The following is a 12,359-nucleotide window of genomic DNA, read 5'->3' as shown; positions in this document are numbered from 1 at the left end:
GCCCGCATGAGCGACTCCCTTGATCTCAGCCTGGACGGTGTAGAACGCCGGTCACTGGCTGACTTCACCGAAAATGCCTACCTCAACTACTCCATGTACGTGATCATGGACCGTGCCCTGCCGCATATCGGCGACGGCCTGAAACCGGTACAGCGCCGCATTATTTATGCGATGAGCGAGTTGGGGCTGGACGCCGATTCCAAGCACAAGAAGTCGGCGCGTACCGTCGGTGACGTGCTGGGTAAATTCCACCCCCACGGCGATTCGGCCTGCTACGAAGCCATGGTGCTGATGGCACAGCCGTTCAGCTATCGCTACACGCTGGTCGATGGCCAGGGCAACTGGGGTGCGCCGGATGATCCCAAGTCCTTCGCGGCCATGCGTTACACCGAAGCGCGGTTGTCGCGTTATTCCGAAGTGCTGCTCAGCGAACTGGGCCAGGGCACGGCGGACTGGGGCCCGAACTTCGACGGCACGCTGGACGAGCCGCTGGTGTTGCCGGCCCGCCTGCCGAACATTCTGCTCAACGGCACCACCGGTATCGCCGTGGGCATGGCCACCGACGTTCCGCCGCACAACCTGCGGGAAGTCGCCACGGCCTGCGTGCGCTTGCTCGACGAGCCCAAGGCCACGGTCGAACAGCTCTGTGAACACATCCAGGGCCCGGACTACCCGACCGAAGCGGAAATCATCACCCCGCGCGCCGACCTGCTGAAAATCTACGAAACCGGTCGCGGTTCGGTGCGCATGCGTGCCGTGTATCACATCGAAGACGGCGACATCATCGTCACCGCGCTGCCGCACCAGGTCTCGGGCGCCAAGGTGCTGGAACAGATCGCCGCGATGATGCAGGCCAAACCGTCCAAGGCGCCACAAATTGCCGACCTGCGTGACGAATCCGACCACGAAAACCCGTGCCGGATCGTGATCATTCCGGGGGCGCGGAAAAACTTCGACCACGATGCGCTGATGCAGCACCTGTTCGCCAGCACCGAGCTGGAGTCGAGCTACCGGGTCAACATCAACATCATCGGCCTGGACGGCAAGCCGCAGCTGAAGAACCTGCGGGCGCTGCTGGTCGAATGGCTGGAGTTCCGGGTGCAGACCGTGCGTCGTCGCCTGCAATTTCGCCTCGACAAGGTCGAGCGTCGCCTGCACCTGTTGGACGGTTTGTTGATTGCCTACCTCAACCTGGATGAAGTGATCCACATCATCCGTACCGAGGAGCAGCCACGGGCCAAACTGATCGAACGCTTCGCCCTGAGCGAGATCCAGGCCGACTACATCCTCGACACCCGTTTGCGTCAGCTGGCGCGACTGGAAGAGATGAAGCTGCGTGCCGAGCAGGATGAACTGCTCAAGGAGCAAGCCAAGCTGCAAGCCCTGCTGAGCAGCGAAGCCAAGTTGAAAAAACTGGTGCGCAGCGAACTGATCAAGGACGCTGAAACCTACGGTGATGACCGCCGGTCGCCTATCGTCGAGCGCGCCGAAGCCAAGGCCCTGACCGAGCACGATCTGCTGCCGAACGAGAAAGTGACGGTGGTGCTGTCGGAAAAAGGCTGGATTCGCTCCGCCAAAGGCCACGAAATCGACGCCACTGGGCTTTCCTACAAGGCCGGGGACGGTTTCAAGGCGCTGGCAGCCGGGCGCTCCAACCAGTTTGCTGTGTTTATCGACTCCACCGGTCGCAGTTATTCGGTGGCCGCCCACACTCTGCCGTCGGCCCGTGGCCAGGGCGAGCCACTGACCGGTCGCCTGACGCCGCCGCCAGGGGCGAGTTTCGAATGCGTGCTGATGCCCGAAGACGATGCGCTGTACGTGATCGCTTCCGACGCCGGCTACGGTTTCGTGGTCAAGGGTGAAGACCTGCAGGCCAAGAACAAGGCGGGCAAGGCGCTGTTGAGCCTGCCGAACAACGCCAAGGTCATGCTGCCGCGGCCTGTGGCCGATCGTGAGCAGAACTGGCTGGCGTCGGTGACGACCGAAGGTCGCCTGCTGATCTTCAAAATCAGCGACCTGCCACAATTAGGTAAGGGCAAAGGCAACAAGATCATCGGGATTCCCGGTGAGCGAGTAGCCAGTCGCGAAGAGTTTGTGACGGACATCGCCGTATTGCCGGACGGTGCAACACTGGTGTTGCAGGCCGGCAAACGTACCTTGTCACTGAAAGCGGACGACCTCGAGCACTACAAGGGTGAACGTGGCCGTCGTGGCAATAAATTGCCGCGTGGTTTCCAGCGGGTAGATGCACTGCTCGTCGAAAACCAAAATTAGGCGACATAGAAGCGCCGAACTACGAATTAACCCGTAGTTCGGCGCTTTGCGCTGGAGTCGGAACGCATATTCACGGATGATATGGCCTTTCAAGCGCCGGCACTGCCGCGCGTTCTTCATATTTATTGAGTATTTTTACTGTGGTCAGCCTTTTTGCGATCACCTGGATGGGACGATGACTGCTCTGCGCCTTCCTTTTATTCTTTTGCTCGCCGGCGTTCTTGGCTTGGCGGGTTGCAGCGTTCACCAACCGGTGTCGTTGTATCAGCTGGACGCTGGAAGTCCGGTTCAGCCTGCACAGAACGCAGGCATGGCGGTATTGTTGGGGCCGGTCACCGTGGCCGACTACCTGCAACGCGAAACCCTGTTGCAGCGTCAGCCCGATGGCAGCCTGCAAGCCTCGACGGACGGTCGTTGGGCCGGCAGCCTTTCGTCGGATATCGACCAACTGCTGCTGCGTCAGGTCGCAGGTCATCTGGACAGCCAGCGCGTAGTGCTGGCCCCGGCGACAGTGGGCTTCACCCCGGATGTTCAGGTACTGCTGACCATCACGCGGCTGGACTCGGGTGAAAAACAACCGGCGATTCTCGACGCGCAATGGCGCCTGATCGATCGTCGCGGGCAGGTCCGCGACAACCGCATCATCCATTTGCAGGAGCAGCATGCCGGTACCACGGCGGCGCAGGTCCAGGCACAGGGTGTGTTGTTGCAACGACTGGCCGAACAACTGTCGGTGGCGCTCAAGCCCCTGGCCAATCAGCCGCCGATCGCCGAAGTTCCGCGCAAACCGGCAGCCAAGGCGCCAGCACCTGCGGTAGAGCAGGAAAAGCAGCCGAAGATCCCGATGGCCGCGCCTATTCGTACGGATATGGAAGTGTTCCGCTTCTAAGCCTGGATGGATTTGAAACAAAGCCCGCATTGATGCGGGCTTTGTTGTTTCTGCAGGTTGGAGATATTTGGTGTCAGTTCCGGCCTCTTCGCGGGCAAGTCGGATCGCCGCACCGCCGCTCCCACAGGTTCAGGGGGTGTTCACATAATTTGTGTACGACGCGGACACTGTGGGAGCGGGCTTGCCCGCGAAGGCGTAGGTACTGACAACAAAAAAGCCCGCAGACGATCACTCATCTGCGGGCTTCCATGTTTAAAGGCTAAAAGATCGCAGCCTTCGGCAGCTCCTACGCGCGGCGTTCGTGCATCCGCGCCAATTGCCGTTCCAGCATCGATGGGTACGGCTCCATCAACCGTTCCACGCAGCATGCACCTTCAGGGCTGGCAATCGGGCGGATCCGTGCGCGCTGGCGGATCAACGCGTCGTCACTGATCTTGCGCTCCACCAGCAGCAGGTTACGGCTGTGTTGCGACAGGGCCAGGGCGTCCTGGGCGGGGTCGGTCAGCAGCAGGTCGATCTGGCTCAGGCCGAACAGCTCATCGCCCAGGGTCAGGCCCAGCTGCAATTGCAGGGTGATGCCGCTGTCCGCGACTTCGATCTGCAACTGGTGGCCCAAGGCCCGCAGCAGCTCGCCACAGCAAATGGCGTTGGTCAGGTAGTCGTCGCCGCTGTCTTCGGTGTGGAACAGCATCAGTGTGCTGCCATCGTTCAAGGTCTCCACTTCGCCTTGATACAGCGAAGCGGCCTGGTCGAGGCAGTCGCGATAGCGTTCGAGCAGCTCTTCAAGTCGCGCCCGCGGCAGGCGTCGCAGTTGCTCCTGGGAGCCCAGTTGCACCGCCAGTACCGCGCTGTGTTGCGGCACGCTCGGCGTGGCCTTGCGAATAACCGGTTGTGGGGTGCTGTCCAGCGACTCGTCGCGCAGGTCGGCGAACGGGTCTTCATCATCGTCGTCTTCGACGGTGCTGACGATCTGCCGTGGCGCTGGCTTGAGCGCCGCTACCGGGCGGCTCTCGTCGAAACTCGGGTCGCGCAGGTTACGGACTTCGAAGGCCGGGTCGGCCTCGTCATCCATGTCGTCGAATTCCGGTTCCGGTTCCGGCTCCGGCACGGGGGCGGGTTCCGGGGCGAAGTTGGCGTGCAACTGGCGCGCCAGGTCGCCGATTTCGTCCTGGCGGTCGGTGGCCGGGGTGTATTCATCGATATTGCGCAGCCACACCCGCAGTTGCAGCAGTGGGGTGGAGAGATAGCGCCCCATGCGCAGGCTCAGGGCCAGGGACAGGGCCAGCAGGATGGCGCTCAGAATGCCCATGCTTTGCAGGCTGATAGTCATCGGCTGCTGGAACTGGTCCATGTCCAGGCTGATACGCAATTGCCCGGCAGTCACGTCCTGGAAGGTGATCTTGCTCTGGTACATGCCCTCGGCTTCACCCAGCAGGCCATGCTTGGGACGCTGGCCGGATTCGGCAAGGATGCGGTTGTCCGGACTGTAGATGGCGGCGTGGGCCACCAGCTTGTTCTTGGTCAGGTTATTGAGCAGCACATTGAGGCTGAGGATGTCGTTGGACACCAACAGCTCCGTGGCCGAAGTGGCCGTCTGCGTAGTCAGGCTTTCGCCCAGCGCATCCGCCTGCTCGTGCATGGCCTGCTTGAACTGCAGGCCCATCACACCGGCATAGATGACCAGGGCCAGGGCGACCAGGATCACGTTATGGCTGGCGATGCGCAATGCAATCGGTACACGGCGGTGGCGCAGTGCCCGGAAGATCAGCAGGAAGAAGTTATCGGTTTTTACTGGCGTAGGCCGGTTCACTTGAGCTCGGCTCTTTTGTCCGTGAAGTTGACGCGCAGTATAGCGACAGGCCCTAGACCGTCAAAGCGCTCACGGTGCCCGATGGTCACTGAAAGTCGGTAGAATGCGTTTTTTTTCCACCTGCGGGGGTGCGCCTTGCGCGAAATCGTCCTGATAAACATCACGGGAGTCGACCGTCCGGGTCTGACTGCGGCCATTACCGGCGTTCTGGCCCAGGGTGGTGTGAACATTCTCGACATCGGTCAGGCGGTGATCCACGACACCTTGTCGTTCGGCATCCTGGTTGAAATTCCCGACACCGAGCAAGGCAAGTCCGTGCTCAAGGACATCCTGTTCAAGGGCTACGAGCTCGATCAACAGGTGCGTTTCACGCCGGTGTCCGAACAGGATTACCAGCAGTGGGTCGGCAACCAGGGCAAAAAGCGCCACATCGTGACCCTGTTGACCCGCAAGGTGACAGCCGGGCAGTTGCAGGCCGTGAGTTCGATCACCGCCAAATATGGCCTGAACATCGACCACATCGATCGTCTGTCCGGGCGCATGCCGCTGGACACCCCGGCCGACAAGGGCAAGGGCTGCATCGAGTTTTCCGTGCGTGGCGAAGCGGCTGATCCGCAGGCGCTGCGGGCCGAATTCCTCAGCGTCGCCCAGGAACTGAACGTCGATATCGCCTTCCAGGAAGATTCGCTGTTCCGTCGCAACCGTCGCCTGGCGGTGTTCGACATGGACTCGACCCTGATCGAAGCCGAAGTGATCGATGAACTGGCCAAGGCGGCTGGCGTGGGTGACAAGGTTTCGCAAATCACTGAGCGGGCGATGGCCGGCGAACTGGACTTCCGCGCCAGCTTCAAGGAACGCCTGGCCTTGCTCAAAGGTCTGGACGTCAATGTGCTGGACTCCATCGGCGCCTCGCTGCGCCTGACCGAAGGCGCCGAAACCCTGTTCGCCGAACTCAAGCGCCTGGGCTACAAGACAGCGATTCTGTCGGGCGGCTTCACTTACTTCGCCAAGCAATTGCAGGCCAAGCTGGGTATCGACTACGTGTTCGCCAACGAACTGGAAGTGGTCGACGGCAAAGTCACCGGTGTGGCGGTCGAGCCGATCGTCGATGCGCAGCGCAAGGCGGATTTGCTGAAGGAACTGGCACACAAGGAAGGCTTGCGCCTGGAGCAGACCATTGCGGTCGGCGACGGTGCGAATGACTTGCCGATGCTGGCGATTGCCGGGTTGGGCGTGGCGTTCCGCGCCAAGCCGCTGGTGAAACAGTCGGCCAGGCAGGCGATTTCGACGCTGGGTCTGGATGGCGTGCTGTATCTGCTGGGATTGCGCGATCGCGACGGCCAGCTCTGATACACCCCATATAAATGTGGGAGCGGGCTTGCTCGCGAAGGCGTCGTCACATTCAACATCTATGTTGACTGTCAGTCCGCTTTCGCGAGCAAGCCCGCTCCCACATTCAGATCTTCAACAGGTCAGGCTTTTGGTGAGCCCATGCCCTGACCCATCTGCACCGCTGTACCGGCGGACATTTCTTCAGCCCACTTCACCTGATCCGGCCCGAACAGCACGACGGCGGTCGAGCCCAGCTTGAAGCGGCCCAGTTCCGCACCTTTTTCCAGATGGATCGGCGCGCGCGCGGCTTCGTCGTAGCGGAAGGTTTTCAGCTCGCGCTTCGGCGGTGTGACCAGCCCGGCCCAGACGGTTTCAATCGACGCCACGATCATCGCGCCCACCAGCACCACGGCCATCGGCCCGCGCTCGGTGTCGAAAATGCACGCCACGCGCTCGTTGCGGGCGAACAGTTCCGGAACGTTTTCAGCGGTGGTCTGGTTGACCGAGAACAGACGACCCGGAATGTAGACCATCTCGCGCAGGGTACCGGCCAGCGGCATGTGCACGCGGTGGTAGTCCTTCGGCGACAGGTAGATAGTCGCGAAGTCACCGCCCATGAACGGCGCAGCATTCGCCGCATCGCCACCCAACAGTTCCAGCACGCTGAAGCTGTGGCCCTTGGCCTGGAACACGCGGCCGTGCTCGATCGGGCCAAGCTGGCTGATCGCGCCGTCGGCCGGGCTGAGGATCGCGCCCGGAGTCTCGTCCAGCGGGCGGGCACCGTCTTTCAGCGCGCGGGTGAAGAACGCGTTGAAGTGCTCGTAGGCGGTCAGGTCTTCGACCAGCGCCTGGGACATGTCCACTTGATAGCGCTTGGCGAACCAGGCGGTAAAGGCATTCTTGAACCAGCGCACGCGGCATTCGGCGATGCAGCCGGCCAGTCGCGAGAGCAAATTGTGGGGCAGCAGGTACTGGCCGAGGAGAAACAGACGCTTGTTCATTAACAGTCCTTAAAAATCTTGAATTTCTACCGGGGTATCGGGATGGTTGCCCCATTCGCCCCAAGAGCCGGCGTAGCCCTTGACCCGCGGATAACCGAGAGCCTTGGCCACCAGATAGGTGAAGCCAGACCGATGGTGTGTCTGGCAGTGGGTAATCACTTCTTTGTCTTTGCTGATCCCGAGTTGTTCGAGGATCTGCGGCATGTCGGTGCGGATGCGCAGCTGGCGTGCCTGATCCATGCCGGCGGTCCATTCGAAATTGACCGCGCCGGGAATGTGCCCGCCCTTGGCCGCCAGGACCTTCTCGCCGGAATACTCCAGCGGCCCGCGTGCGTCCCAGATGGCCAGGTCGGCGGCGCCGAGACGGCTTTGCAGGTACTCACGGGTGGCGGTGGGTTCGTCGTGCAAGGTCAGAGAAACCGGGCCGCCCACGGCTGGCGGGATCTGGATCGACATGGGCAAACCTTCTGCCAGCCAGGCCGTCAGGCCGCCGTCGACATAGTGGTACTTGCTGTGGCCGATGACGTCCAGCAGCCAGATGAAGCGCCCGGCCCAACCGCCGCCTTCGTCGTCATACACTACGTAGACCGCATCGGGATTGTGTCCCAGTTCGCCAAACAGCGTTTCGAGTGCTGCCTGCGGGGGCATCAGTCCCGGGGCGGGTGCCTGCCCCAGCTGCGTGCGTTTCGGATCGACAAAGCGCGCGCCGGGAATGTGCCCTTCGGCGTAGCGGGCGGGACTGGTCAAGTCCACCAGAATCAGTTCGCGGGCGTCGAGGCGGGGGAGCAAGTCGCTCGGCTCGATCACCAGCGGCAAGCCAGAGAAGTCAGACATGTGAGGTCTCCAGAGCACAAAAGGGAAGATTGTAACGCAGCTTATTGGCCTCGGTGGCTAAAGCTGTGCAGGGCTTTTTCGATGCACTGCGCGGTTTTGCCGAAGGCCTGTACGGAAATTTCCGAAAACGGCCCGCCGCCCTGATCCGCCACGACGATCATGATCACCCGGCCATTGTTGACGAGCGAACGCAGCAGCAGGTGTTCGCCGCTGAACTGTGAGCGCAGGTTGTTGGGCAGCAGGGCCGAGAATTGCGCGTTGTTCGCTGGCGTCAGGCGCACCTGGGCCTGTTGCGCGAGCAGGCGTTGCAATACGTTGCTCTGGCTGACCACGAAATTCAGCCCGGCCGCTTCCTTCGGCAGGCCGGCCGTCTGGTGCACGCGCAGGTTGGCATGGGTGCGGTCGGCCATCAGGATCATCACCCGACGCATGCCGCAGGCCACCAGAGCATCGCGGGCAGCGATGGTCAAGTGCATGGCATTGGTGAAGCGGCTCGGCTCGACCAGCAGTTCGGCGCATTGCTTGCGCCACTTCGCCAGATCTTCGGCAGTGGGTCCGGCGGCCGGTAGCAAGCCTGAGTGGACACGGTTCATGCCCCACGGCCAGATCAACGATTCGGCGGGGTGCCAGAGGTCGGGCATGGCGTGATGGCGCGCGCTGTTGGCGGCTTGCTGGTGCAGTTGCTGTTGCACCTCATCCATCGGCATTTGCAGGTAAAGGCTGGTCAGGTACTGCCAGCGTTCACTGTGCGGGCTGTCCCAGGCGTGTTGTGCCGACAGCGCCAGACCGTTGGCCAGCAGCACCGTATTGGCCGGTTGATTGAGCCAGCGGCGCAGGGTCGGATCGTCATCGAGGCGGTTCTGCTGGCGCAGTGGATGTTCGCTGTCACGGGCGATACGCAGGACCTTCACCAGTTCTCGCTGTTCAGTAAGCAGTAATCGATAGCCCTGCTGCACCCAGATCGGCAAGCGCCAGAGCTCCACCAGCGCCTGGCCGATGTCCAGCAGGCGTACGCCAAACAGTTGCTGTTCGACTTTGCGTGCCGACTCGCCTTTATGGATGACCCGCAACTCCCAGTCTTCGAGCAGTTTCGGATGGGTCAACGCCAGCGGCCACAGGGGCGAAAGAAACAGCAGGCTGCCCCAGTGGATGTCCTGCCACAGCCGCGCCAGGCGACTGGCAAAAAAACCGTTGGCCTGTTGCGTGGCGTGCTGGCTGATCATCTGCAACTGACGCAGGGCTTTGGGGATCTCGGACTGGGGTTCGGCGGGCAACCGCGCGAGCAGTTCTTCGGTGCGCTTCAGGCCGAGGCGATTGATCGCAACCTCAAGGTTTTCCGCAGGCTCGGTCATACCGCCATGGGTATGCCGGTTGGCTTCGCGAATCACGCTCAAGGCCAGGGCAGGGCTGCCTTGCATGAGGTCAGCGATATCGCGCAGCGAGCTGCGGTTGTCGCCGATGGCCTTGCAGACCCGGTCGTGACTGGCTTGCGGAACCGGCAGGCGCACGCCATCGAGAAGCTTGACCCAGCCTTCGAGCGTCGTCGGTTTCGGGGTTGGAGCGTTCGTTTCGTTAACCATGGTGGGAGGCGATCATCGTCAACATTACCTGTGCCCGGAAGGGGTCAAATTAGCTTTTCGCCTGAACTGGCTATAGTCTGGCGCAGTTTTGCCGATAAGTAGAAGAAGAGATTTTTTAACTTCCGAATATGACCTTGAACCCGACTCAGTAAGTGCTCTCCTAACCTATGGCTAAAATTATCGGCATCATCGTCGTATTCGCGAGCGTGCTTGGCGGATACGTGCTTTCCCACGGCAAGATTGCCGCCCTGATCCAGCCTTTCGAGGTCATGATCATTGGCGGTGCGGCCCTCGGCGCCTTCCTGCAGGCCAACCCCGGCTACATGACGATGCACGTGCTCAAGAAGTCCCTGGGCATGTTCAGTTCGCGTTTCAACCACGGCTTCTACCTTGAAGTGCTGGGCCTGATCTACGAGATCCTCAACAAGAGCCGCCGCGAAGGCATGATGGCCATCGAAGGCGACATCGAAGATGCCGCCGCGAGCCCGATCTTCGCCAAGTACCCGACGGTCCTCAAGGATGAGCGCATGACCGCGTTCATCTGTGATTACCTGCGCATCATGTCCTCCGGCAACATGGCCCCGCACGAGCTGGAAGGCCTGTTCGACATGGAGCTGTTCAGCCTCAAGGAAGACCTGGAACACCCCTCCCACGCGGTCAACGGCATCGCCGACGCCATGCCCGGTTTCGGTATCGTCGCGGCGGTACTGGGTATCGTGGTGACCATGGCTTCGCTGGGTGAAGGTGACCAGAAGTCCATCGGCCTGCACGTGGGTGCGGCACTGGTCGGTACCTTCTTCGGTATTCTCGCCGCCTACGGTTTCTTTGGCCCGCTGGCCCATTCCCTGGCCCACGATGCCAAGGAAGAGCTGAACGTCTACGAAGCCATCAAGGCTTCGCTGGTGGCTTCGGCTTCCGGCATGCCGCCATCGCTGGCCGTGGAGTTCGGGCGCAAGGTTCTGTACCCGGCACACCGTCCTAGCTTCGCTGAGCTGGAACAAGCGGTTCGTGGTCGTTAAGAAATGGAAAATAACCAGCCGATAATCATCAAGCGCGTCAAGCGCTACGCCGGCGGTCATCATGGGGGCGCCTGGAAAATCGCCTTCGCCGACTTCGCCACGGCGATGATGGCGTTCTTCCTGGTGTTGTGGCTGCTGTCCACCGCCACGCCGGAACAGAAGATCGCCATCGCCGGTTACTTCAAGGACCCGATCGGCTTTTCCGAAAGCGGCACGCCGTACATCATCGATCTGGGCGGCACGCCGACCATGGCACCGGAAAACACCCTCAACCCCGAGGTGAAGTCCCAGCCGCAGCCGGACAAGGTCACTGTGGATACCGACCAGGTCGAAGGCATGGCCGAGCAGGTCGAAAAGGAACGCCTCGAACTGTTGCTGCAAGAACTGCAGAACAAGGTTGATGAGAACCCGCAGTTGCAGAAGTTCAAGGACCAGATCCTGTTCGAAATTACCCCGGACGGCCTGCGTATCCAGATCATGGACGCGGAAAATCGCCCGATGTTCGACTCGGGCTCTGCCCGCTTGAAGCCGTATTTCGAAGACATCCTGCTGGCCATGGCCGACACCATCAAGGCGGTGCCGAACAAGATCAGCATCAGCGGCCACACCGATGCCAAGCCATACACCGGCTCTGGTGATTTCGGTAACTGGGAACTCTCGGCCAACCGTGCCAACGCCGCACGTCGTGCGCTGGTGGCGGGCAGCTATCCGGATGCACAGGTGGCGCGCGTGGTCGGTTATGCCTCGTCGGCGTTGTTTGATCGCGAGCATCCGTTCAACCCGGTCAACCGCCGTATCGACATCGTCGTGCTGACCAAGAAAGCCCAGCGTGCGATCGAAGGTTCGCAAGGCGCGGAGCCAGCTCCCGATGCGCCGCAAGGTTCGGCTGCACCAGGCGCAGCACCGACCGCACCGGTCGACCCGAACGCGTTGCCGGCGGACAAGGAACCGCTGCCGGCTCACGAACTGCGCGAGCGTTTGAATCTGTTCGACGACCCGGCACCGAAACCGGGTGAGTCAGCCAAACCGGCTGAAGCGCCCAAGCAGTGATGTCCAGTCCTGAAACAGGTTCACGCCTGCTTCAGGACTCGCCCCCGATACCCACGTATCTCCCGCCGCCCAAAACAAAAAAATGTACAGAGCCACTCCGTCGATCGCGATTGTGCTGACAAATCCGCATCTAAAAAAGGAAGCGTCCTACATACAAGCAAATTCCTGCGCGTCTTAATCCCTCGTTTTGGATCTTGCCGGGAACAGGTGCATGCCGTTTCTGGGGCAAACACGGATCGCTGATGCCGCAGGAAGCTTGTTAATGGAACTGACAAAAATATTCTCGCCACAGAACCGGCGTCTGATCAAGTTCACCTCCCCGATTGCGAACCAGCAGGAGCTGCTGCTCGAGCACTTTTCCGGCGCCGAGGGCGTGTCGACCCTATTCAGTTTCGAGTTGTCGCTGATCAGTCAGGATGCGCGCCTGGAACTCAAGTCGTTAATGGGACAACCGGCCTCACTCGAGATTGAACTGGCGAGCGGCGAGGCGCGTTACATTCACGGCTACATCAGTCGATTCAGCCTGCAGAACAGTGACGGCGGCCTGGCTTGTTATTCGGCCACCTTGAG

10 protein-coding genes are annotated in these 12,359 nt (G+C 61.2%); 6 read left to right on the top strand and 4 right to left on the bottom strand.

All coding sequences use genetic code 11. The features are described from left to right. The first annotated feature begins 6 nt into the window (after positions 1-6). Together parC and AC07W4_RS04340 are read left to right on the top strand one after the other, a co-directional pair. Complete coding sequence (gene parC / locus AC07W4_RS04345) at positions 7-2,274, top strand: DNA topoisomerase IV subunit A (protein WP_495031635.1); 2,268 nt, start codon at positions 7-9, stop codon at positions 2,272-2,274. 175 nt (positions 2,275-2,449) lie between these two features. Beyond that, positions 2,450-3,163, top strand: a complete 714-nt coding sequence (locus AC07W4_RS04340; protein WP_008048031.1) for a PqiC family protein — start codon at positions 2,450-2,452, stop codon at positions 3,161-3,163. Positions 3,164-3,449: 286 nt separating this feature from the next. On the opposite strand, the gene AC07W4_RS04335 is transcribed toward AC07W4_RS04340, so the two are convergent. Beyond that, a complete protein-coding gene (locus AC07W4_RS04335) occupies positions 3,450-4,973 on the bottom strand; it encodes an AhpA/YtjB family protein (RefSeq protein WP_495031634.1) in 1,524 nt (507 codons plus the stop codon). A gap of 135 nt (positions 4,974-5,108) precedes the next feature. On the opposite strand from AC07W4_RS04335, the gene serB reads away from it, so the two are divergent. Then, positions 5,109-6,323, top strand: a complete 1,215-nt coding sequence (serB, locus tag AC07W4_RS04330; protein WP_008048033.1) for a phosphoserine phosphatase SerB — start codon at positions 5,109-5,111, stop codon at positions 6,321-6,323. 122 nt (positions 6,324-6,445) lie between these two features. Here the strand turns inward: serB and asd are convergent, their stop codons facing one another. Genes asd through AC07W4_RS04315 form a run of 3 tightly spaced genes read right to left on the bottom strand, consistent with a single transcriptional unit; the run spans position 6,446 to position 9,720 of the window. Then, positions 6,446-7,306 carry an archaetidylserine decarboxylase gene (asd, locus tag AC07W4_RS04325; RefSeq protein WP_495031633.1) on the bottom strand — a complete coding sequence of 287 codons (861 nt, stop codon included), beginning with the start codon at positions 7,304-7,306 and terminating at the stop codon, positions 6,446-6,448. Between the two features lie 9 nt (positions 7,307-7,315). Then, positions 7,316-8,140, bottom strand: a complete 825-nt coding sequence (locus AC07W4_RS04320) for a rhodanese-like domain-containing protein (protein WP_495031632.1) — start codon at positions 8,138-8,140, stop codon at positions 7,316-7,318. Between the two features lie 41 nt (positions 8,141-8,181). Next, positions 8,182-9,720, bottom strand: coding sequence for an HDOD domain-containing protein (locus AC07W4_RS04315; protein ID WP_495031631.1), 1,539 nt, complete (start codon positions 9,718-9,720; stop codon positions 8,182-8,184). Between the two features lie 167 nt (positions 9,721-9,887). On the opposite strand from AC07W4_RS04315, the gene motA reads away from it, so the two are divergent. The 3 genes from motA to AC07W4_RS04300 form a co-directional block, all read left to right on the top strand. Beyond that, positions 9,888-10,739 (top strand): flagellar motor stator protein MotA, encoded by an 852-nt coding sequence (motA, locus tag AC07W4_RS04310; protein ID WP_495031630.1) that lies wholly within the window; start codon positions 9,888-9,890, stop codon positions 10,737-10,739. A gap of 3 nt (positions 10,740-10,742) precedes the next feature. After that, positions 10,743-11,789, top strand: coding sequence for a flagellar motor protein MotB (motB, locus tag AC07W4_RS04305; RefSeq protein ID WP_495031629.1), 1,047 nt, complete (start codon positions 10,743-10,745; stop codon positions 11,787-11,789). A gap of 262 nt (positions 11,790-12,051) precedes the next feature. Next, on the top strand, positions 12,052-12,359 hold a 308-nt coding region (locus AC07W4_RS04300; protein WP_495031738.1), incomplete at its 3' end, for a contractile injection system protein, VgrG/Pvc8 family.

The sequence above is a fragment of the Pseudomonas sp. GW821-FHT02A08 genome (genome assembly GCF_059422045.1).
The sequence above is the reverse complement of the archived record's forward strand: the minus strand, read 5'-3'. Positions and strand labels throughout refer to the sequence as shown.

Bases quoted from the DNA above. Each gene is read 5' to 3' on its own strand.
- AC07W4_RS04320 (WP_495031632.1), bottom strand. From the start codon at position 8,140: ATGTCTGACTTCTCTGGCTTGCCGCTGGTGATCGAGCCGAGCGACTTG.
- asd (WP_495031633.1), bottom strand. From the start codon at position 7,306: ATGAACAAGCGTCTGTTTCTCCTCGGCCAGTACCTGCTGCCCCACAAT.
- AC07W4_RS04340 (WP_008048031.1), top strand. From the start codon at position 2,450: ATGACTGCTCTGCGCCTTCCTTTTATTCTTTTGCTCGCCGGCGTTCTT.
- motA (WP_495031630.1), top strand. From the start codon at position 9,888: ATGGCTAAAATTATCGGCATCATCGTCGTATTCGCGAGCGTGCTTGGC.
- parC (WP_495031635.1), top strand. From the start codon at position 7: ATGAGCGACTCCCTTGATCTCAGCCTGGACGGTGTAGAACGCCGGTCA.
- AC07W4_RS04315 (WP_495031631.1), bottom strand. From the start codon at position 9,720: ATGGTTAACGAAACGAACGCTCCAACCCCGAAACCGACGACGCTCGAA.
- motB (WP_495031629.1), top strand. From the start codon at position 10,743: ATGGAAAATAACCAGCCGATAATCATCAAGCGCGTCAAGCGCTACGCC.